At 74.3% G+C, this 21242-nt stretch carries 14 protein-coding genes; 9 read left to right on the top strand and 5 right to left on the bottom strand.

Translation table 11 applies throughout. From position 1 onward, the window contains the following. Positions 1 to 264: 264 nt before the first annotated feature. The 5 genes from OG689_RS01710 to fusA all read left to right on the top strand — a co-directional run bounded on the left by OG689_RS01710 (position 265) and on the right by fusA (position 7079). The gene (locus OG689_RS01710; RefSeq protein ID WP_266316903.1) at positions 265 to 1059 is read left to right on the top strand and encodes an SDR family oxidoreductase; all 795 of its coding nucleotides are present in this window, start codon (positions 265 to 267) and stop codon (positions 1057 to 1059) included. Positions 1060 to 1168: 109 nt separating this feature from the next. Next, entirely contained in the window at positions 1169 to 1768 is a 600-nt protein-coding gene (locus OG689_RS01715; RefSeq protein WP_266316904.1) for a hypothetical protein, read from the top strand. A gap of 182 nt (positions 1769 to 1950) precedes the next feature. Further along, entirely contained in the window at positions 1951 to 2622 is a 672-nt protein-coding gene (locus OG689_RS01720; RefSeq protein ID WP_266316906.1) for an enoyl-CoA hydratase-related protein, read from the top strand. Between the two features lie 225 nt (positions 2623 to 2847). Then, the gene (locus tag OG689_RS01725) at positions 2848 to 4437 is read left to right on the top strand and encodes an NAD(P)/FAD-dependent oxidoreductase (protein WP_266316907.1); all 1590 of its coding nucleotides are present in this window, start codon (positions 2848 to 2850) and stop codon (positions 4435 to 4437) included. 503 nt (positions 4438 to 4940) lie between these two features. Next, positions 4941 to 7079, top strand: a complete 2139-nt coding sequence (gene fusA / locus OG689_RS01730; RefSeq protein ID WP_266316908.1) for an elongation factor G — start codon at positions 4941 to 4943, stop codon at positions 7077 to 7079. A 341-nt stretch (positions 7080 to 7420) separates the two neighbouring features. On the opposite strand, the gene OG689_RS01735 is transcribed toward fusA, so the two are convergent. The 3 genes from OG689_RS01735 to OG689_RS01745 form a co-directional block, all read right to left on the bottom strand. Further along, a complete protein-coding gene (locus tag OG689_RS01735; protein ID WP_266316910.1) occupies positions 7421 to 8971 on the bottom strand; it encodes an Ig-like domain-containing protein in 1551 nt (516 codons plus the stop codon). Between the two features lie 212 nt (positions 8972 to 9183). Further along, positions 9184 to 10263 carry a hypothetical protein gene (locus OG689_RS01740; protein ID WP_266316912.1) on the bottom strand — a complete coding sequence of 360 codons (1080 nt, stop codon included), beginning with the start codon at positions 10261 to 10263 and terminating at the stop codon, positions 9184 to 9186. Positions 10264 to 11166: 903 nt separating this feature from the next. Further along, positions 11167 to 11811, bottom strand: coding sequence for a GAP family protein (locus tag OG689_RS01745; RefSeq protein ID WP_266316913.1), 645 nt, complete (start codon positions 11809 to 11811; stop codon positions 11167 to 11169). 790 nt (positions 11812 to 12601) lie between these two features. Between OG689_RS01745 and OG689_RS01750 the strand changes: the two genes are divergently transcribed. Then, entirely contained in the window at positions 12602 to 13519 is a 918-nt protein-coding gene (locus OG689_RS01750) for a hypothetical protein (protein WP_266316915.1), read from the top strand. Positions 13520 to 13804: 285 nt separating this feature from the next. On the opposite strand, the gene OG689_RS01755 is transcribed toward OG689_RS01750, so the two are convergent. After that, entirely contained in the window at positions 13805 to 14251 is a 447-nt protein-coding gene (locus tag OG689_RS01755; protein ID WP_266316916.1) for an Lrp/AsnC family transcriptional regulator, read from the bottom strand. Positions 14252 to 14344: 93 nt separating this feature from the next. On the opposite strand from OG689_RS01755, the gene OG689_RS01760 reads away from it, so the two are divergent. Both OG689_RS01760 and OG689_RS01765 read left to right on the top strand, forming a co-directional pair. Further along, positions 14345 to 15163 (top strand): LLM class flavin-dependent oxidoreductase, encoded by an 819-nt coding sequence (locus OG689_RS01760; RefSeq protein WP_266316918.1) that lies wholly within the window; start codon positions 14345 to 14347, stop codon positions 15161 to 15163. Further along, positions 15160 to 15594: a nucleoside deaminase gene (locus tag OG689_RS01765; protein WP_266316919.1), complete on the top strand. Its 435-nt coding sequence runs from the start codon at positions 15160 to 15162 to the stop codon at positions 15592 to 15594. The genes OG689_RS01760 and OG689_RS01765 overlap by 4 nt, the downstream gene beginning before the upstream one ends. Before the next feature lie 287 nt (positions 15595 to 15881). On the opposite strand, the gene OG689_RS01770 is transcribed toward OG689_RS01765, so the two are convergent. Then, complete coding sequence (locus tag OG689_RS01770; RefSeq protein ID WP_266316920.1) at positions 15882 to 17441, bottom strand: helix-turn-helix transcriptional regulator; 1560 nt, start codon at positions 17439 to 17441, stop codon at positions 15882 to 15884. Between the two features lie 304 nt (positions 17442 to 17745). Here OG689_RS01770 and OG689_RS01775 point away from each other — a divergent pair, with 304 nt between their 5' ends. Further along, positions 17746 to 20943, top strand: a complete 3198-nt coding sequence (locus OG689_RS01775) for a M28 family peptidase (RefSeq protein ID WP_266316921.1) — start codon at positions 17746 to 17748, stop codon at positions 20941 to 20943. The last annotated feature ends 299 nt before the right edge of the window (positions 20944 to 21242 follow it).

Raw genomic sequence — 21242 nt, forward strand, 5'->3', positions numbered from 1 at the left:
CGGGCGACCGGGTCGGCTCCGTCCTTGCGGAGCGCGCTGATCAGCTCCTTCCACCATCCCTCCGCCCGCCGGATCACGCAAGCACCCGGGCCGAGATTCCCCGGCCCGCCGGGGACCTCGGCGGCGGTCCCCGGTCGGAGTCGGACCTGACCGGCGGCACCCCGGGTGCGGCGCGGCGCGGCGCGATCCCGGCCTCGGGTGATCACACTGATCCTGACAGTGGGAGCAGCTGTCTCCCCGGCCCCGCCCGCCCGAGGAGTATGTGTGCAGATCGATCTGGCCGGCCGGACCGCGGTCGTCTCCGGCTCCTCCCAGGGCATCGGCCTGGCCGTCGCGACCGGCCTGGCCGGGGCCGGCGCACGGGTGGTGCTGACCGGGCGTTCCGAGGCGCGGCTGCGGCGGGCGGCGGAGCGGCTGCGTGACGCCGTCCCGGCGGCCGAGGTGTCCGCCGTGGCGGGCGACCTGACCGTCGCCGAGGGCGCCGAGCAGCTGTGCGCGGCCGTCCCGCAGGCCGACATCCTGGTCAACAGTCTCGGCATCTTCGGCCCGACACCGGCCCTGGACATCGACGACGACCTGTGGCGCGAGTACTTCGAGACCAACGTGCTGAGCGCCGTCCGGCTGATCCGGGCCTACCTGCCCGGCATGACGGAGCGGGGCTGGGGCCGGATCCAGAACATCGCGAGCGACTCCGCCGTGGTGATCCCCACCGAGATGATCCACTACGGCATGTCGAAGACCGCCCTGCTCGCGGTGTCGCGCGGCTTCGCGAAGGCGGCGGCCGGCAGCGGGGTGACGGTGAACTCCGTGATCGCCGGCCCGGCCCGGACCGAGGGCATCGAGGACTTCGTGTACTCGCTGGTCGACCGGGACCTGCCCTGGGAGCGGGCACAGCGCGAGTTCATGCGGGAGTACCGCCCCCAGTCGCTGCTCGGCCGGCTGATCGAACCGGCCGAGATCGCCAACCTGGTCGTCTACCTCAGCTCGCCCCAGGCCTCCGCGACCACCGGTGCGGCCGTACGGGTAGACGGCGGGTACGTGGACGCCATCCTGCCGTAACCGTGGCCCGTGCCCGGCCGGTCGGCGCCGGGCCCGGACGGCCGGGGCGCAGCCGGGTGCCGGGGAGGGTACCCGGGCGTCCCCGCGCCGGGATGGCTAGCCTGGCCGGATGGCACTGCAGGGTTTCGGGACGACGCAGTTCCAGCTGGTGCTGCTGCGGCGGATGGCCGACTTCAACCCCGGGCTGGTCGACGAGGCGGTGCGGTGGCTCGGCTCGTCCCGGGCCGAGCTGCGGGAGGCGAACAAGCGCTGGCAGGCGATGATCCGCGCACCTCGCTTCCCGCGCGGGGCTAGCCGGTTCGCGCTGGTGCTCGGGCCTCCGGGGTCGAGCCGCCCGCTGCGGATCGGCGACCTCCGGTGCACCGCCCAGCAGTGGGTGCTCCCGCTCTGGCCCGAGCTGCGCTTCGAGGTGCTGCTCGGCCCGGCGAGCACCGGCGGCGGGGGCGCGCCGGTCCTGAACGAGTGGCTGGTGCGGGCCGAGGGCTCGGCGCCGCCCGGCCTGCGGACCCTGGCCGACCTGACGCCGTGGAGTTGCGTGGTGTCGGACGTGGCCGAGGCCTTCCCGCCGGCCGTGCCGCGGGAGGGCAGTGCGCCGACCCGGTGGCAGCTGGACTTCGCCGCCCCCGATCCGGCGGGGGTGCGGCGCGGCCTGACGGCGGACTTCACCTGGGGACTGCTGCAGGAGGTCCGGGCCGCCGACGGGCCGTGAGGCGGACACCGGCCCTACCCCGGGGCCAGGGCTTCCGTTCGGCGCCGCACCCGGGTTCTGCCTCCCGCCGGCCGGACCGGGGACAACGGGGGCGCGGTTATGTACGATGCCGTTCAACATGGTTACCCATCGGTAACCACGGTGCGGCCGCCGCGCCCACCGCCCCGGACGAAGGAGCAGTCATGCCCACGCTCGACCGCCAGGACGGCGTCTTCGTCCTGGACATCGGCGCCACCGAGAACCGCTTCCACCCCGACTGGCTCGCCTCCGTCAACGCGCTGCTGGACGAGGTCGAGAACGCCGAGGGACCGCGCGCCCTGGTGACCGCCGCGAGCGGGAAGTTCTTCTCCAACGGCCTGGACCTGGAGTGGCTGTTCGCCAACGCGGACCGGGCGAACGAGTACGTCGGCGGCGTCCAGGCCCTGCTGGCCCGGGTGCTGACCCTCCCGATGGTCACCGTGGCGGCCCTGCAGGGGCACACCTTCGCCGCCGGAGCGATGCTCTCGCTGGCCCACGACTTCCGGGTGATGCGAGCCGACCGGGGCTTCTGGTGCCTGCCCGAGGCCGAGATCAACATCCCGTTCACCGCCGGTATGTCGGCGCTGATCCAGGCCCGGCTGACCCCGCAGACCGCGCACGAGGCCATGGTCACGGCCCGCCGCTACGGCGGCCACGACGCGCTCGCCGCCGGGGTGGTCGACCGCACCGCGGACGAGGACGCCGTCCGCCGGACGGCCGTCGGGATCGCCGCCGCGCACACCGCCAAGGCCGGCCCGACCGTGGGCACCATCAAGACCCGGATGTACGCCCGGGTGCTGGACGCGCTGCAGGAGAAGGAGTTCACGCTCGGCTGAGCACCGGGCCGCACCCCGCCCGACCCGGGACGTGCGGCCGGGCGTGCGGCCGGGTGGGTGACCGGGCGTGCGGCCGTGTGGGTGACCGGGCGGGTGACCTCGTCCGGGGTCACCCCCGGCGCTTCGAGGGGCGAACGACCCCATCGGCAGGCGCGGGGGCGGCGCCGCGCCCCGATCGGCGCAAGGCTCTGGCCAACACCGGCGCGGCCCTGATAGGACGGCGGCATGCACACGGCACCCGAGCTCCCGGCCCGCTCCTCCTACGACGTGGTGATCGTCGGTGGCGGGCACAACGGCCTGGTCGCCGCCGCCTACCTGGCCGGCGCCGGGCGCAGCGTGCTCCTGCTGGAGCGGCTCGGCCGGACCGGCGGGGCCGCCGTCTCCACCCAGGCCTTCCCGGGCGTGGCCGCCCGGCTGTCCCAGTACTCGTACCTGGTGAGCCTGCTGCCACGCAAGATCGTCACCGAGTTGGGCCTGAAGGTCGAACTGCGCCGGCGGCGGATCTCCTCGTACACGCCGACCACCCGGGACGGGCGCCCGACCGGCCTGCTGGTCGACGTCGGGGACAACGTCAGGACGGCCGCCGCCTTCCGCGAACTCACCGGCTCGAAGGGCGAGTTCGAAGCCTGGCAGGCGTTCTACGGGATGACCGGGCAGGTCGCCGAGCGGGTCTTCCCGACCCTCACCGAGCCGCTGCCGTCCCGCTCCGAACTGCGCGCGCGGGTGGGCGACGACGCCGCCTGGGAGGCGCTGTTCGAGCGCCCGATCGGCGAGGCCGTGGAGCGGTCGTTCAGCGACGACCTGGTCCGTGGGGTGGTCCTCACCGATGCCCTGATCGGCACCTTCAGCCACGCCCACGACCCCTCGCTGCGCCAGAACCGCTGCTTCCTCTACCACGTGATCGGGGGCGGCACCGGCGACTGGGACGTACCCGTGGGCGGGATGGGCGCACTCACCCGGGCGTTGGACCACGCCGCGCGGTCGGCCGGCGCCGAACTCCGCACCGGCTGCGAGGTGACGGCGGTCGCCACCGACGGGAAGGACGCCGAGGTGAGCTTCCGGTCCGGCGGGGCCGAACACACCGTCGGCGCGGGCCAGGTGCTCTGCGGCGCGGCCCCGCGGGTGCTCGCCCGGCTGCTCGGCGAGACCCCTGCGGACCCGGCCCCGGAGGGCGCGCAGCTGAAGGTCAACATGCTGCTGCGCCGACTGCCCCGGCTGCGGGACCGCGCCGTGGACCCGCGCGAGGCCTTCGCCGGGACCTTCCACATCGCCGAGTCCTACAGTCAGTTGGAGGCGGCGTACCGGCAGGCCGCCGCCGGCCGCGTCCCGGCGGCCGCGCCGTCCGAGATCTACTGCCACTCCCTCACCGATCCGTCGATCCTCGGCCCGGAGCTGGTGACCCGGGGCTACCACACCCTGACCCTGTTCGGCCTGCACCTGCCCGCCCGACTGTTCCCGGACGACGGGGACGCCGGGCAGGAGTCGGCGCGGCGGGAGGCCGCCCTGCGGGCCGTCCTCGCGCCGCTGGAGGCCCACCTCGACGAACCGCTCGCGGACTGCCTGGCCAACGACGAGCGGGGCCGGCCCTGCATCGAGGCGAAGACACCCCTGGACCTGGAACGCGAACTCGGCCTGCCGGGCGGCAACATCTTCCACCGCGACCTGCGGTTCCCCTACGGCGAGGACCCGTCGGACCGCTGGGGTGTCGCCACCGCCCACGCCAACGTGCTGCTGTGCGGGGCCGGCGCGATCCGGGGCGGCGGCGTCAGCGGGATCCCCGGGCACAACGCGGCGATGGCGGCGCTCGGACGCTGAACACCCCGCCGGGCGGCCCGTCCGGACGGCACGTCAACCGGCCGCGGGCCGCGCTTCAGCCGGATGCCGGGCGGAGCGTCAGCCGAATACCGGGCGGAGCGTCAGCCGGATTCAAATGGGGTGCACGGCCGCTCCCGGCCCGCCTACACTCGCCGACGAAGCGCGCACCGCCGTGAACCACGCGGTGCGCACCCGTGACGAGTGAGGGGAGACCGGCCGTGCGCTACCGCACCGCTGTCGTCGTGCCCCCGTCCCGGTTCGAGGTGATCCTGGTGTCTTCGTGCGCCCGGTTCCGGCTGCGCGGCCGGAACCGGATGTCCGCGACGAACACCTGACCCCTGCCCGGCCGTTGCCGGGCCCGCCCGACCAGCTGCGCGACCGGCCCCGGCCGCGCCGTGGCGGGCCGCACCGCAGCAGGGGTCCGACCCGGCCTGGAACTCCGGGCCGTTTCGTCCGGGAATCGCGCCGCCCCCTTCCCGGATCATCCCGAAAGGCCATCGGCCATGCGTACCGAACCCCGGACCCGCCCCGCCGGCACCCAGGCGACCGCCGCCGTCCTGACCGCCGTCCGCAACCTGGGCATCCTCGCCCACGTCGACGCCGGCAAGACCACCGTCACCGAACGGATCCTCTACCTCACCGGCGCCACCCACAAGCGCGGCGAGGTCCACCACGGCACCACCGTCACCGACTTCGACCCGCAGGAACGCGACCGGGGCATCACCATCTTCGCCGCGGCCGTCAGCTGCGACTGGGACGGCCACCGGATCAACCTGATCGACACCCCGGGGCACGTCGACTTCTCGGACGAGGTGGAGCGGTCCCTGCGGGTGCTGGACGGCGCCGTCGCGGTCTTCGACGCCGTCGCCGGGGTCGAACCGCAGAGCGAGTCGGTGTGGCGCAAGGCCGACCGGCACGGCGTGCCCCGGATCGCCTTCGTCAACAAGCTGGACCGGACGGGCGCCGACCTCGACTCGGCGGTCGACTCGATCCGCCGCCGGCTGCACCCGGCCCCGCTCGTGGTGCAGCTGCCGATCGGCCAGGAGGACGGCTTCACCGGTGTCGTGGACCTTCTCCGGATGCGGGCGCTCACCTGGGCCGACGGTCACAACGGCGCGCTGGAGGGCCCGGTGCCGGCCGAGCTGCTGGAGGAGGCGCGGCAGCGCCGGCGCCTCCTGGAGGAGGCGGTGGCCGAGCTGCACCCCGGTGCGCTGGAGGAGTTCTGCGAGCATTCGGCGCTCTCCGCACCGACCCTGGCCACGGCTCTGCGCGAGCTGACCCGTACGGGCGAGGGACTGGTGGTGCTCTGCGGCTCCGCCTACCGCAACCGCGGGATCGAACCGCTGCTGGCGGCCGTGGTCGCCTACCTGCCCTCCCCGCTGGACGTGCCGCCGGTGCGCGGCACCGACGGCGGCGGCGAGCAGCGGCGGGCCGCCGACCCGGCGGCGCCGTTCGCGGCGCTGGTCTTCAAGGTGAACTCCACCGCCACCGGGCGGCTGACCTATCTGCGGGTGTACTCGGGCACGCTCGACAAGGGAGAGGTGGTGCTGGACGTGGGCGCTCGCCGCACCGAGCGGATCAGCCGGATCCTGCGGGTGCAGGCCGACCGGCACGCGGAGGTGGACCGGGCGGTGGCCGGGGACATCGTCGCGGTGATCGGGCCGAAGGCCGCCCGCGCCGGGGCCACCCTCTGCCTGCCCGCCGCCCCGCTGCTCCTCGAACCGCCCTCGGTGGCCGACCCGGTCGTCTCGGTGGCGGTCGAGGCCCGGCGGAGCACCGACACCGACCAGCTGGCCGCGGCGCTGGCCCGGTTGGTGGAGGAGGATCCCTCGCTGGTGCTGCGCACCGACCCGGAGACCGGCCAGACCGTGCTGTCGGGGATGGGCGAACTGCACCTGGAGGTCGCGGTGGAGAAGATCCGCCGCGCCCAGGGGCTGGAGGTCGGCGTCGGCCGGCCGAAGGTCTCCTACCGGGAGACGGTCACCCGCGGGGTGTCCGGGCTGCTCTACCGGCATGTCAAACAGGACGGCGGCGCCGGGCAGTTCGCCCATGTGGTGCTCGACCTGGAGCCGCTGGCGGCAACCGCCGAAGGCGGCGACGAAGGCGCCTCCGGCGCCGACAGCGGGACGCTCTTCGAGTTCCGTTCGGCCGTGGTCGGCGGACGGGTGCCGCAGGAGTACGTCCGGGCGGTCGAGGCCGGCTGCCGGGACGCCCTCGCGGAGGGTCCCCTCGGGGGTCATCCGGTCACCGGGCTGCGGGTCACGCTGACCGACGGGGCCACCCACCCGAAGGACTCCTCGGAGATGGCGTTCCGTACGGCCGGCCGGCTCGCCCTCCGGGAGGCACTGCGGGCCGCCGCGGCGGCGCTCCTGGAGCCGGTCGTCGAGCTCACGGCGACGGTGCCCGAAGATGCCGTGGGCGGGGTGCTCGGGGACTTGGCGGCCCGGCGTGGCCGGGTCTCCGGCTCGACCACCCGGGGCGGCACCGCGGTGATCACCGCGACCGTGCCGCTGGCCGAACTGTTCGGCTACGCGACCCGGTTGCGCGGCCGCACCCAGGGCCGGGGGACTTTCACCACCCGGCCCACCGGCTACGCCCCGGCGCCGCAGCAGGGCACGACGGCGGGCACACCCCTCCGGTAGGGCGGGAGCGCGTCCGTCGTGGTCGGCCGCCGCCCGTACGTCCGGGCGGCGGCCGGCCCACCCTCGGGGCAGGGGTGCGGCCGGCCGGGAGGACCGGCCGCCCCCCGGGGGGACGGGCGTCGCCGTGGTGGCGGCGCCCGTCCCCGGTCATCGGGCGGGACTCAACGGCACGGCCTCAACGGCACGGGTTTCAACGGCACGGCCTCAACGGCCCGGGTCTCAACGGCACGGGTCTCAACGGCACTGGCCTCAATGGCGCTGGCCTCAGCGGCACTGGCCGGACCGCGGCCCGTCCACCGTGTTGCCCGAATGCCGCAGCCCGGGCTCGTTGCCCTCGCAACTCACCGGACGGTGACCGGTCCGGTGAGCTTCGCGGCGCAGATCGCCACGGCGAGGGCGCCGTCGGCGGACAGCGGCCCGGTGATCTCGGCCCCCGACACGGACAGGGCACCGCCGGAACGTACGGTGAGCGGCCCGGTCTGGCTGCCGCCGGGGCCGATGCACAGCGACTCGCCGGCGTCCACGGTCAGCGGGCCCAGGTGCGCGGTCGTCACGCACGGCCGGCTGAAGCCGACCGTGACGGCGGCCGGCTCCGGCGCCGCACTTGGCGCGAAGGCCGGCTCGCCGCCGTACGTGGCGGTGATCGCGTGCGCGCCGGGGCGCAGTCCCCCGGTGGTCAGGACGGCCCGGCCGCCCGTCAGCGGGACGGTCGCCAGCGGGGTCGGACCGTCCGAGAAGGTGACCGTCCCGCCGGGGGTGCCGGCGGCCGGGTCCGCCGCACCGACGGTGGCGGTGAAGGTGACGGAGTGCCCGAACAGCGGGGTGGCGCTGCTCGCGGCGAGCGAGACCGACGTGCCGTACCGGAAGGAGACGACCGCCTTGCCGTCGCCGTGGTTCACCCCCGGCAGCAGGGCGGGGTCGGTGGCAACCGGGGTCGCGAAGCTGCTCCCCCCGCCGCCGCCGGCGCCGTAGAGGTTGCCGGGGTTGCCGCCGCCGGAGCCGCCCGCGCCGCCGAACCAGCCGCCGCCACCACCACCGCCCCCGTTGCCGCCGCGGGCGCCGTTGCCACCGGGGCCGCCGCTGCCCGGGTTGGCCAGGCCGGTGTTGGGGTCGATGTCCCCGCCCGCCACACCCGGGCCGCCCAGAGCCGAGTTGGGACTGCCGAAACCGTACGCCGACTGCGTCCCGCCGCCGCCGGCGACCCCGGAGCCCTCCGGCCCGCCGCCCTGGCCGCCGGGTTCGGCGACCAGGCCGCCGCCGTCGCCGCCGCGCAGCAGGGGGCCGCCGTTGCCCGCCCCTCCGCCGCCGCCCGCCACCAGGATCCGGTCGGCGGGGCCGAACTCACCGGAGCGCACGTCCGAGCCGCCGCCGCCCGAGCCGCCGCCGCCGTGCGCCCCGCCGCCACCGGCCCCGTGGCCGGTGCCGCCCGGCCGGGCGAACTCACCGTGCCGGGAGCTGCCGGAGCTGCCGGCCGCGCCCACGGTGATCTGCAGGCGCTGCCCCGCGGCGACCGCCAGGGTGGCCCGGGTCTCGCCGCCGAGCCCGCCGGGTGCCCCCGCGTTCGGCGGGTTCGGGGCGACGAAGCCCGCCGCGCTGCCGCCCTCGGCTCCGAACAGGTCGACGCTCACCGCGGTCACCCCGGCCGGGACGGTGAAGGTGTCCGTGCCCGCCGCGGTCCACGTGCAGGTCGGCGGCGCGGCGGTGAAGACGCCACCGGCGCCGCACGGGGTGGCCCCGCCCGCCGTCGCCGGGGCGGTCGCCGCCCCGGCGGTCGCGGTGTCGGCCGACGCCGTGACGGGCGCGAGCACGGCGGCCAGCAGTCCGGCCGCGCCGGCCACCATCATCGTCCTGGTTCCGGGTCTGCCGGTTCGAGCGTTCTCGTTGTGCTGCATGGGAGTTGACACTGCCTCTCCGGGCCGGTGAGGGGCCGGCCCGCGGTGGTACGCGGTGGTGGTACGGGGAGCGGTGGTGGGGCGGGGAGCGGGAGGTGGGGCGGGGAGCGGGAGGTGGGGCGGGGAGCGGTGCGGGGCGTCCAGGAGCGGGCGGGACGGGCAGACTTCGCGCCCGGCCCACCCGTGCGGGTGTCCCGTCCGGCTGGTGGGGATCAGACCCCGTCGTCGGCGCAGAGCGCCCAGACGTCGGAGTACGTGGCGGGCGAACTCGCGCCGCCGGTGTGGGTGAAGGCCGTCCAGTAGGCGGCCGTGGTCGTCCCGTCGGCGACCGGGTTGCCGCCCGAGTCGCTGGGGAAGCTGCCGTTGAGGTGGTCGCCGCCCGAACCCGGGCCGGTGAAGTCGGTGGTCGTGACGCTGCCGCCGCTGATGCCGGCGCCGCCACCGATCAGCTTGCCGTCCCCGCCGCCGCAGCCGACCGTCACGGTCGCACCCGAGGTCGCCGAGGTCGGGCCGCTGACCTCGCTGTGACGGACCTTCACGGTGGCACCGCCGATGCTGATCCCGCTGCCGCTGCAGATCGCGTAGGCGTAGGTGGTGTTGCTCGCCCCGCCGCCACCGCCGTTCCAGCCCACGGCGGCCCAGGAGTCGGGGTTGGTCTCCCCGTCGGCCGCGGCCTTCTGGCCGTAGTCGTGCCCGGCGTTGTTGAAGGTGGGGTAGCTCGCGATCGGCTTGAGACTGCCGACGCTGGCCGGGGTGGTGCGCGCGCCGCCGCCCAGCAGGCGGGTGTTGGCCGGGCAGGTGGCCACCACCAGGCCGACCGTCGAGGCCGCGGTCGGTCCGGCGGTCTTGTTCATCACCACCTGGGTGTGGTTGATCAGGCTGCTGCTGAAGCAGACCGCGTACGGGGTGGTGGAGAAGGCGCTGTCGACGGCGCCGCCACTGCCGCCGATGGCCAGCCAGTGCGTCACGTCGGTGCCGACCACACCGGTCGAGCCGGTGTACTCGGTGCTGCCGTCGGGGCTCGGCGAAGTCCCGTTCACGTGGTTGCCGTTCGACACCATGCCGGTGCCGATGGCCTGGTTGACGCCGCCGCCGGAGACGAGGCCCGAGGAGCAGTCCGCGTGGGTGGATATCTCGGCGAAGGTCGGCGTGGGCCCGGAGGTGGCCCCGGGCGTCTTCACGGTCGCACCGACCGTGTTGGCGTAGGCGGTACCCGGCAGGGCCAGGATCAGCAGAGCCCCGACGGCCAGTGCCTTTCCGGTGCCGAGGCGACGCAGAAGTCCCGTTCTCATGATGTGCTCCCTTTTCCGGTTCCAGGGCGTCGAACACGACCTGGCAGGGCGGTACGAAGTGGCGGCGCGCGGCGTGGCCCACCGGATCGCGGCCCCGGGGTGGCGGAGGCGAAGGCGTCGTGGGGTGGGGCGCCGCGGAGCGGGCGCGGCCGGCCGCGCGGCTGTACGCCGCGGTCCCGCCGCGGGTGACAGGGCACGGGCACGACGGTTTCCGACGACGGGTTTCCGACCGCAGATGTCCGAGGACGGAGGACAGATCCTCTGGTTCGGATCTGCCTTTCGCCGCGCCACCGCGAATTGCACATGCGGACTCTAACAGCCCCCACAGCTCGCATCCACCAGTGAATTGTGCTCTTTTCGCTCGCAGGTGCCATGCCTTCATCGCATACGTCCCCGCCCCGCGCGGCGGCCGGGGCGGACCCGTCACCCCACCGGCGCCGGGGCCGGCGCGGGCGGGCACGAACGACCGAACCGGTACTGCGGATCGAGCCCTTGACCGTTCGTCCCTCCGGCTGGCGGCCCACTGCTACGGGCAGCCCCCGGCGGTGGCACCCGGTTCCCTGCCGGGGGCGGTGCGGAGTTTTGCGATTCCCGGCAGAATTCTGCGGCGACGGCCATTTCCCCGAAAAGCAGCTGTAGAAATCACGGACAGCTGTTCTGAATTCCTGGTCGAAAGAACAGTGACGCTCCTCGGGGACCAGGTCCGCACCGAGGACGACGCCGACGGACCGTCCCCCGGCGGGCGGGCGCCGCCGCCCCGGGCCCCGGCCGCCCCCGGAGCGCACCCCGGTGCACGGGGGTGTGCCTGGGGGAAAGGTGTGCCGGGGGGAAAGGTGGGCCGGGGCGAACGGGTGCGCCGCGACGAAAAGGTGCGCCCCGGCGAACGGGTGCGCCGGGCCCGGCTCAGCTGACGAGCTGGTCGATGCTGTTGCCGGTCAGCCAGAGGCCCACCAGCAGGCAGATCAGCACGATCGCCTGCTCCTGGTGGCCGTCCACCCACATGCGCATCCTGCCGAGCGCGGCTCCCGCGGCCACCGGCGAGAACGCCGTGTACAGCTCCATCACCAGCAGGCTGGCGGAGGCCAGCAGGCAGTACCCGAACAGCAGGGCCGTGGTGGCGGCGTCGGAGAGGTTCGCCTGCACCACCGTGGCGGCGCCCGCACCGACCAGGCCCCACGGCTGCAGCAGGAAGGCGAGCCCGGCGGCGGTCCAGACGGAGATCGAGTCCACCCTGGCCATCCACTTGGGCTGACGGCGGGTGACCCGGGGCCGGCGCCGCCTGAGCTCGCCGTAGACGACGAGCGAGATGCCGATCGTCAGCTTCACCGCCTCGGCCGCCGAGGAGGGGGCCGTATTCCGACCCGGGGGTGTGCCCCCGGTCAGCAGGAGCACGCCGGCGATCACCAGCACCAGGCTCGCGAGCCAGGCCAGGATGAACGCCAGCCCCTTACGGACGCCGCGCTCGGAGGAGAGCAGCAGGATGAAAGCGCTGTTGTGCAGCGGCCCCAGCGTGATGCCGGTACCGATCAGGAGAAGATCAAGGACCATCGCCACCGACCGCCTTCACGGTCGCGCCGGAATCCGCCGCTCCGCACCGGGGCCCGCCCGAGGGCGACCCGCCCCCGGCGTACGGCTGCCGCCTCCCGCCGCCCCGACGCTCGGCCATCTCTGCCCTCCGGTAGGGGCCAGGCCGGACGGACATCGGGCCCGGCAGGCACAGGCGCAGATCGTGCCGGCGCAGGTACGGGTGCGCCGCTCGTCGACTCTGTTTCCTGCGGTCGACCGAGTCAAGCAGGACACGGCCGGGGTAACCCGATTGCCCGTCGACGGGTCGAGCCGGACCCGGCGCGGGTCGACGGCCGAGGACCACCGGGGAGAGCGGGTGTCGTCCAGGCATCCCTGGATCGTCCGCTGCTCGCGGCAGGCCTCACGCCGCATCCAGGACTTCGGCGTCGCCCAGTGCGGTCCGATGGATGACGGTCTGCCGGCTTGGGTGCCCGGGCGTACACCGTGCCGACATGGCTCGGACCGGCCCTGTGCATCGCGGCCTTCCCGGTCTTCGCCGTCGCGCTCGTCCGTACTGTCACCAGCGGGGTCGGGGCCCGGCCGACGGGCCGGGACCGCGCCAGGGACAGGGACGCGCACCCGCTGTCTTCTGTGCGTTCAGCAGCGGCGGCCGGCGCCCGCGGGCGGACAGTCACGGCGAGATCGTCCGGCTCTGCGGAACGGGCCGGGCGATCCTGAAGGAGGGCGACGAACAGGCTCCGGCGAGTTCGCCGAAACCCTGACGCCGTACCCCGGGACGGCCCGCTGTCGCAGGGTGTGCCAGAGTCTGCGCATGCTCGAGATCGTGGTGGAGACGGAGAACTGGGAGCGGCACGTCCGTGTCACGGCCGAGGAGCTGACCGCCTTGGTCCGGCGGATCGGTGCTGAGGGCGATCGGTTCCTGGTGGTCCAGCAGATACCCGACCTGCCCGACGTCTTCGCCCAGGTCTGGCACAGAACCGGGGGCGACTACACGCTGCAACACCGCGACGGCGCCGCGGACCGGCACTTCGAGGCAAGGGCCGACGACCCCGGGGCCGTAGCGGCGGCACTGGAAGGCTGGGCGGCCCGGACACCCGGCTGGGACGCCGCCCAGAACTGGTCGCCGCTGGACCTGGGACCGGCCCCCGAGGTTCCGCCGCTCAGCCTCGGCGAGGACGAGCGCGAGGAGCTGGAGAGGCGCGTCCGCGAGGTGCTGGCCGGCGGCTACGCCTCCCGCGCCCAACTGGCCGAACTCGCCGAGGAATACCTGGTCACCAAGGACCGTCGGCCGGTCTCGCGTGAGCAGGCACACGCGCTGGCCGACCGGATGTGGCTGCAGCGCGTGGCGGAGCAGACCGACTGGCAGGGCGAGACCGACCCCGAGCGGCTCACCCGCGCGTTCACCGCCCTGCAGGCGTCCGGCCTGACCGCCCGGGAGCACTTCACCTGCTGCCGCAGCTGCGGCCAGGCGGAGATCGGCGGCGAAGGCGGGCCCGACGCCCGGGGTTTCGTCTACTTCCACACCCAGTGCACGGACTCCGCCGCCGCCGGCCACGGACTGACGCTCCTCTACGGCGGCTTCGACGGGACCACGGAGACCACCGCGTCCATCGGCCGCGAGGTCGTCGCGGCGCTCGCAGCGGTCGGCCTGCGCACCGACTGGGACGGTGACCCGGGCAGTGCCATCACCGTCACCCCCTTGGACTGGCGGCGCCGTCTGGTCGGTTGACGCCTGCGCCGAAAGTCGATCAAGGTCGGGCGCCGTCGGCGCCGTTGGACGAGCACCGGGGCCGGCCACCGATGGCACCGGGATCCGTCCGCCCGCGATGCCGGGACGGTCCGTCGTCGGCCGACCACGACCGGTGCGTGATACTGCCCCGACTTCGAACAGCGCCGCCACCGGATACCGTGGCTGGTGCCTGCTCGCGCTGCACCGCCTGACGGACGGTCGGACCCGGCTCACCGCCGCCGGTGGGCGGGCGAGCGGACGGGATTCTGCTGGGCCGGCTGCGCGTCAGGGCCGCTCGGGTCCCCGGTAGGGCAGGGTCTGGCTGTAGACGACGCTGGTGGTCGTGCTGCCGAAGCCGGCCAGTTCGTCCATGAGTGTCTCCAGGTGCTCCATCGAGGTCGCGGCCACCTTCAGGGTGTAGCAGTCGTCGCCGGTGGTACGCAGGCACTCCAGGATCTCCCGCCGTTCGGCGAGCAGGCGGCGCAGCGGCTGGTGGTGGTTGCCCGGGTACTTGAGCCGGACGACGGCGAGCACGGGGTAGCCGACCTTCGCCAGGTCGACCACGGCGTGGTAGCCGGCGATGACGCCCGCCGCCTCCAGCTGCCGGACCCGTTCGGTGGTGGCGGAGGAGCTGAGGCTCACCCGCCGCCCCAACTCGCTGAGGGAGATGCGTGCCTCCCGCTGCAGCTCACCGATGATCGCCCAGTCCACGTCGTCAAGATTCACGGCCATATCGCGATTCTACCGGCAGAACGGCGGCAGAATCCGAGGATCACCGGGAGAACAATCTTCCATGCGTCATGATCGCCGAGATAGCCTCGGATCATGCAACTTGGCGTGAACGTACCGAACTTCGGGCCCGGGACCGATCCCGGCGTGCTGCGCGAGTGGGCGCAGGTCGTGGAGGGGCTCGGCTTCGGCCTCCTCATGGTGTCGGATCACGTGGCCGTCACCCCGGAGGTGGCCGAGCGGTACCCGGAGCCGTTCTACGAGCCGTTCACCACGCTGTCCTGGCTGGCCGGCGTCACCAGCACGGTGCGACTGGGTACCACGGTGCTGATCCTGCCGTACCGGCATCCGCTGCTGGTGGCCCGCATGGCCGGAAATCTCAACCGGCTCAGCGGCGGGCGGCTGGTACTGGGGGTCGGCGTCGGCTGGTCGCGTCAGGAGTTCGCGGCGCTCGGCGTCCCGTACACCGCGCGCGGCAGGCTGACCGACGAGCACCTCGCCGTCCTGCGCAAGACCTGGGACGAGGAGGCCGACGACGGCGCCGCCCCGATCCCGATCTGGGTCGGCGGCCACAGCGAGGCCGCCGTCCGGCGCGCCATCAGGTTCGCGGACGCCTGGCACCCGCTGCGGGCCACCCTCCCGGCGATGCGCTCCGTTCTCGCGAACCACTCACTGCCGGGGTTCTCACCGCGCATTGCCCTGCGGCTCACCCCCGCACCGATCGACGACCCCGGGCGGCTCGCCGGCACCGGCAGCGTGGAGCAGGTCCTCGACGATCTCCACCAGCTCCGCGAACTCGGCGCCGACACCGTCCTGCTCGACCCCTACCACGGGGATCCGGAGGAAACCCGCCGGCCGCACGCGGCCTGGCAGGCCCTCGCCACCGTGGCCGACCTCTGGAGGACCGCCTCGTGATCACCCCTGCCGACGAGCAGCTTCTGCGCCGTGCGATCGCCCTCGCGGCCAACGCCGTGACCCTCGGCGACGCGCCGTACGGCTCCCTGCTGGCCGCTGCGGACGGGACCGTCCTCGTCGAGGCCCACAACACGGTGCGCAGCGACAACGACATCAGCGCCCACCCGGAGCTGAAGCTCGCCCGCTGGGCGGCCCGCGAGCTCGACGCCGACACCGCCGCCCGCACCACCATGTACACCAGCTGCCAGCCCTGCGGCATGTGCACCGGTGGCATCGCCCGCTCCGGCCTCGGCCGGGTCGTCTTCGCGCTCGCCACCGAGCAGCTCGTCGAGCTCAATCCGGTGTCCGGGGCCTGGCCGACGGTCGCCCAGGACGGCCCGGCCCTGTTCGACGAGGCGCGCGTTCCCGTCGAGCAGTACTACCGGTCGTGACCGGGCCTGCCGCCACCGGAGGCCCGGCGGGTGCTCGGGCCGGGAGTGAGCCGGTCGGTCCGTTCGCACAGGTGAGGGGCTGAGGGTGTGTCTGGTGGCCGCGGAGCGGCTGGAGGTCGTGCCCGGGCTGGTGCTGCGGTACCGGCGGGAGGACGCCGCCCCCGGTCAGCGGTTCGCTCCGTGGGTGCGGCCTCCGGCGTAGCCGACCGGGCCGCCCGCCCGACCGGGCCGCCCGCCCGCCCGCCCGACCGCCCGACCGCCGCAGGGACTTGCCCGGTGTCCGCTCTTCACCGGGCCAGTTCGTCCAGTCGGCGGGCCGCGGCGGCGAGTTCGGGCGGGCCGCCGCGGCGGGCGGCCAGCCGGTCGCGTAGGCCGCGCAGTTCGTGGCCGACCAGGGCGGGCATGCCGGCGATCTTGACGGTGGGGTCCTCCAGGGCCGGACGCAGCAGGGCGACGGCGGCCTGGGGATCGTCGGCGCAGAGGTGGCAGTCGGCGATCCGGAGTGTGAACAGCAGCCGCGCGGACGGGAGTTGTTCGGGCGCCAGCAGTGCCAGGGCAGTGCCGGCGGCGTCCAGGGCGCGGAGCGCGAGGCTGGGGTCGCCGACGGCCGCGGCGGCGTCGCGCAGGGCGGCCGCGGCGCCGGACTCCACCCGTAGGTGCATCGACGCGATGGTGAGCCAGGGGGCGTCGGACTCGTCGCTCGACCCGATGTGGTCGAGGTGCAGGCGGGCTCGGCCGACGTGCCGCACGGTCTCGCGGACGTCGCCGGACAGGGCGTGGGCGCGGGCCTGGTAGACCTGGGCCATGGCGCCGGCCCAGTGCCGGCCGGGGGCCGCGCGGGTGATCTCGCGGGCGTAGCCCAGGGCGGAGGCGGCGTCGCCCTCCAGCCGGGCGAGGGTGCTCATGTCGCTGAGGGCGGCGACCTGGGTGGCCGGGTCGTCGGCCAGTTCGGACCAGCTGAGCGCCCGGTCGAAGCAGGCCATCGCGGTGGCGTTGCGGCCGCGCTGCATCCGCAGGACCCCGGCGGCGTGGGCGTACTCGGCGGCGAGCCGGGCGAGCGGGCGGCGCGGGTCGGCCGGTGCCAGCGGCAGCTGCCGGACGATGACCCGCAGGGTGTGTTCGACGGCGGCGGCGATGCCCGGGTGGGCATGCTCCTCGCCCGCCCGGATGTGGACGGCGAGCAGGCCGGTGAGGGCGTGCACGGTGTCGGCGTCCGTCCGTGGCGGGCCGTCGGGGGCGGTGGCGCAGAACTCGGCGTGCAGGGCGGCGATGTCGGTGGCCGAGGGGACGGCGCAGCCGGTGGCGCCGTGCAGCGGGCAGAGCAGTCCGTAGTCGGGGAGGCGGGCGGGCAGCAGGCCGTCCAGCGGCGGTAATACGGCGGGTGTCCGCTCGGGCGCGGGCCAGCCGGGCAGCGGCGGACGGACGGCTCCGCCCGGCCCTGCCGGGCCGGGCTCCACGTGCTCCGCCTGCTCCTCGCGCTCCTCGGCCGCGCGAAAGGCGGCGAGCAGGTCGCCGTCGGCCGCCAGCAGGCCGTCGAGCCGGGCGGCCAGCCGCGGGGTGGCCCGGCGGGTGCCGTGTTCGAGTTTGCTGATGGCCGTGTGGTCGTAGCCGACCAGGGCGGCCAGCCGGGCCTGGGTGAGGCCGGCGCTCCGGCGCCAGTGGCGCAGCCGGGCGCCGAACACCCGCCGGGGGCCGCCGGATGCCGGGTACGCGGCGACGGGCGCCGCGACGGGCGCCGCGGGGGGTGCCGCCGCCGGGGGTAGCGGGGTGAGGAACGTGGGAGCCGGGGCCCCCGGCGGGGGGACGGCAGGCCCGGCGGTACGCGTGACGGCGTGGGTCCGTTGCACGGCGGCTCCCCCTGGTCGCTGGGTCGACGGGCGCGTCGGGGCGCCCTCCGTGCCAGGACGGTACTGGAGGAACGGCGCTCCGTACATGAGATGGTCTCAACCACTTTGCCGCACAGGCGGCTTGACAGAACTTGCCGAAGCGCCGTTGAACATGACTAGACCATTGCTCCGGACATGACGACATGTGAGGGTTCCGGCACCCGAGCGCGGACACCCCGGTACGACCCGCCCTCCCCGGCGGCGTACCGGGCGAACCACCGCGGCACCGTCCGCGCTCGAGGACCCCCACGTTCGAGGAGCCTCGATGCAGCACGGAACCACCAAACGCAGAATGCTGACGGCCGGGACAACCCTGGCCGTCCTGGCAGGCATGATGGCCACCAGCGCCGGATCGGCGTCGGCCAAGCCGGGCGGGCCCACCACTCCCCCGCCCAGCGCCCTTGCCGCCGCCGTGTCCGCCGCCGACCAGGCGGCCGCCGCCGGCCTGGACTCGCTCGCCAAGGGCCCCGGCGAGAGCTACGAGCGGCACACCGTCACCCCGTGGATCGACGGCATGTACTCGGTGGCGTACGAGCGCAGCTACCGCGGCCTGCCGGTGGTCGGCGGCGACGCCGTCGTGATCGCCGACGGGCAGGGTCGGGTCCGGGCCACCCAGTCGGCGTCCACCGGGCCGGTCGGGGTACCGACCACCCCCGTGGTCGGCGCGGCGCAGGCCGAGCAGACCTCCCGCGGCGCCCTCGCGGCCGTATACGCCGTCGACTCGCACCGGCTGGTCGTCCGGGTCAAGGACGGCAAGGGCCGGCTCGCCTGGGAGACCGTGCTCACCGGCCGGACCGCGACCGCCCCCAGCCACCAGCACGTCTTCGTCGACGCCCGGACGGGCGTGCTGATCGACAGCTACGACGACGTCAAGGCCGGCACCATCAACAGCCGGTGGAACGGCCCCGCACCGCTGACCATCAGCACCACGGGCTCCGGCAGCTCCTACTCGCTGCGCGACCCGAACCGCTCCGGGCTGAGCTGCGCCGACTACAGCAGCGGCCAGGTCTTCTCCAAGTCCAGCGACTCCTGGGGCACCGGCAACCCGACCAGCAAGGAGACCGGCTGCGCCGACGTGATGTTCGCGGCGCAGAAGGAATGGGACATGCTCCGCGACTGGCTGGGCCGCAACGGCCACAACGGCAACGGCGGCAGCTGGCCGGTCAAGGTCGGCCTGAACGACGTCAACGCCTACTGGGACGGCTCGTCGATATCCATCGGCCACAACAACGCCAACGAGTGGATCGCCTCGATCGACGTCGTCGGCCACGAGTTCGGCCACGGCATCGACCAGTACACTCCCGGCGGCGCCAACAACGAGTCCGGCCTGGGCGAGGCGACCGGCGACATCATGGGCGCCCTCACCGAGGCGTACGCGGCCGAGCCGTCCCCGTACGACAACCCCGACTACACCGTCGGCGAGATGATCAACCTGGTCGGCAGCGGGCCGATCCGGAACATGTACAACCCCTCGCTGGTCGGCAACAACCCCAACTGCTACTCGGCCTCGATCCCCAACACCGAGGAGCACGCGGCGGCCGGCCCGCTGAACCACTGGTTCTACCTGCTGGCCGAGGGCTCGGCCCCCGGCGGCGGCAAGCCGTCCAGCCCGACCTGCAACAGCTCCTCCGTGACCGGGATCGGCATCCGCGACGCCGGCCGGGTGTTCTACGGCGGCATGCTGCTCAAGACCAGCGGGATGACCTACAAGCGGTACCGGACGGCCACCCTGACGGCGGCCAAGAACCTGGACCCGGGCTGCACCATGTTCAACCGGGCGAAGGCGGCCTGGGACGCGGTCAGCGTCCCCGCCCAGGCCGGCGACCCGACCTGCACCCCGTCCGGCAGCAACGACTTCTCGTTGACGCTCGGCCCGGCCGCCGGGTCGGTCCAGCCCGGCGCCTCGACCGCTTCCACGGTCAGCACCGCCGTCACCTCGGGCAGCGCGCAGACCGTCAACCTCACCGCCTCCGGCCAGCCGAGCGGCGTCACGGTCAGCTTCAACCCGTCGTCCGTGCAGGCGGGTTCGTCCTCCGCCATGACGGTGAGCGCCTCCGCCACGGCGGTGGCCGGAAGCTACACCATCACCGTGACCGGCAGCGGCACCGCCACCCACACCGCGCAGTACTCGCTCACCGTGGGCGGCGGCAACCCCGGCGGCAACGCACCGGACATCAGCGTCGCCAACGTGCAGGCCCACCTCGCCCAGCTGAACACCATCGGCTCGCAGAACGGCGGCAACCGCCGGGCCGGCACCGCGGGGCACTCGCAGTCGCTGGCGTACGTCAAGGGCAAGCTCCAGGCGGCCGGTTACACCGTCACCGAGCAGTCCTGCACCAGCTGCACCTACGTCTCCAACAACCTGATCGCGGACTGGCCGGGCGGCCCCGCCGACCAGGTGACCATGTTCGGCGCCCACCTGGACAGCGTCGCCGCCGGGCCCGGCATCAACGACAACGGCTCCGGCTCGGCCGTCCTGCTGGAGAACGCGCTCGCGCTCGCCCAGCAGAACCCGACCCTGACCCGGCACGTCCGCTTCGCCTGGTGGACAGGTGAGGAGCAGGGCCTTCAGGGCTCCAAGCACTATGTGAACCAGCTCAGTTCCACCCAGCGCAGCGCCATCAAGGGCTACTACAACTTCGACATGGTCGGCTCGCCCAACGCCGGCTACTTCATCAACAACCTCACCTCCGCGGCCTCCGCGCCGATGAAGGCGTACTGGGACTCGCTGAACGTCCAGCCCGAGGAGAACGTCGAGGGCCAGGGCCGCTCCGACGACTACTCGTTCCAGCAGGCGGGCATCCCCACCTCCGGCTACGCGGCCGGCGCCAGCGCCGTGAAGACCGCCAACCAGGCGGCCAAGTGGGGCGGCACCGCGAACCGGGCCTACGACTCCTGCTACCACTCGGCCTGCGACACCAGCAGCAACATCAACGCCACCGTGCTGGACCGCAGCGCCGACGGCGTCGCGTACACCCTGTGGAAGACCTCGGTCGGGGGCACCACCCCCACCAACGACTTCTCCCTCTCGGTGAACCCGACGACCGGCACCACCACCGCCGGCGGCTCCACCACCGCCACGGTCGCCACCGCCACCACCGGCGGCAGCGCCCAGACGGTGAACCTGACCGCCTCCGGCCAGCCGAGCGGCACCACCGTCTCGTTCAGCCCGGCCTCGGTACAGTCCGGCTCCTCGGCCACCATGACCGTCTCGGTCGGCGCGGGCACCGCCGCCGGCACCTACACGATCACCGTGACCGGTACCGGCTCCGCCACCCACAGCACCACCTACTCGCTGGTCGTCGGCGGCGACCAGGGCGGCGGGACGTGGGCGGCCGGCACCGTCTACCAGGCGGGCGACATCGTCACCTACGGCGGGATCAGCTACCGCTGCCTCCAGGGGCACCAGGCCCAGACCGGCTGGGAACCGCCGATCGTGCCGGCCCTCTGGCAGCGGATCTGACCCGGCCCGAAGCCACCGCGGCCCGTTGGGGGACGAGCCGCGGCCGGAACGCCGCCCGCCCGAGAGGGGTTCAGTGGGCGGACGGCAGGGATCGGCGCGGACCGGGGTGAGGGAGGGCCTCCGGCGGGCGGCCGGCGGGTGAAACCGTCGGCCGCCCGCCGGAGGGCAGCCGGAGCACCGGCCGGCCTCGACGTCACGGAGGCGACGGACGAGGCGAGTTGACCCTCCGCCGATCCGGGGAAGGGGGCGGGCGGGGGTGCCGTGTGGCGACACACGGCGCCCCCGCCCGTCGGCGTTCC

The sequence above is a fragment of the Kitasatospora sp. NBC_00240 genome, assembly GCF_026342405.1.
In the GTDB taxonomy this organism is placed as follows: domain Bacteria; phylum Actinomycetota; class Actinomycetes; order Streptomycetales; family Streptomycetaceae; genus Kitasatospora.

Coding starts and splice junctions, on each gene's coding strand:
- fusA (WP_266316908.1), top strand. CDS start 4,941: ATGCGTACCGAACCCCGGACCCGCCCCGCCGGCACCCAGGCGACCGCC.
- OG689_RS01715 (WP_266316904.1), top strand. CDS start 1,169: ATGGCACTGCAGGGTTTCGGGACGACGCAGTTCCAGCTGGTGCTGCTG.
- OG689_RS01725 (WP_266316907.1), top strand. CDS start 2,848: ATGCACACGGCACCCGAGCTCCCGGCCCGCTCCTCCTACGACGTGGTG.
- OG689_RS01740 (WP_266316912.1), bottom strand. CDS start 10,263: ATGAGAACGGGACTTCTGCGTCGCCTCGGCACCGGAAAGGCACTGGCC.
- OG689_RS01760 (WP_266316918.1), top strand. CDS start 14,345: ATGCAACTTGGCGTGAACGTACCGAACTTCGGGCCCGGGACCGATCCC.
- OG689_RS01750 (WP_266316915.1), top strand. CDS start 12,602: ATGCTCGAGATCGTGGTGGAGACGGAGAACTGGGAGCGGCACGTCCGT.
- OG689_RS01735 (WP_266316910.1), bottom strand. CDS start 8,971: ATGCAGCACAACGAGAACGCTCGAACCGGCAGACCCGGAACCAGGACG.
- OG689_RS01755 (WP_266316916.1), bottom strand. CDS start 14,251: ATGGCCGTGAATCTTGACGACGTGGACTGGGCGATCATCGGTGAGCTG.
- OG689_RS01745 (WP_266316913.1), bottom strand. CDS start 11,811: ATGGTCCTTGATCTTCTCCTGATCGGTACCGGCATCACGCTGGGGCCG.
- OG689_RS01775 (WP_266316921.1), top strand. CDS start 17,746: ATGCAGCACGGAACCACCAAACGCAGAATGCTGACGGCCGGGACAACC.
- OG689_RS01720 (WP_266316906.1), top strand. CDS start 1,951: ATGCCCACGCTCGACCGCCAGGACGGCGTCTTCGTCCTGGACATCGGC.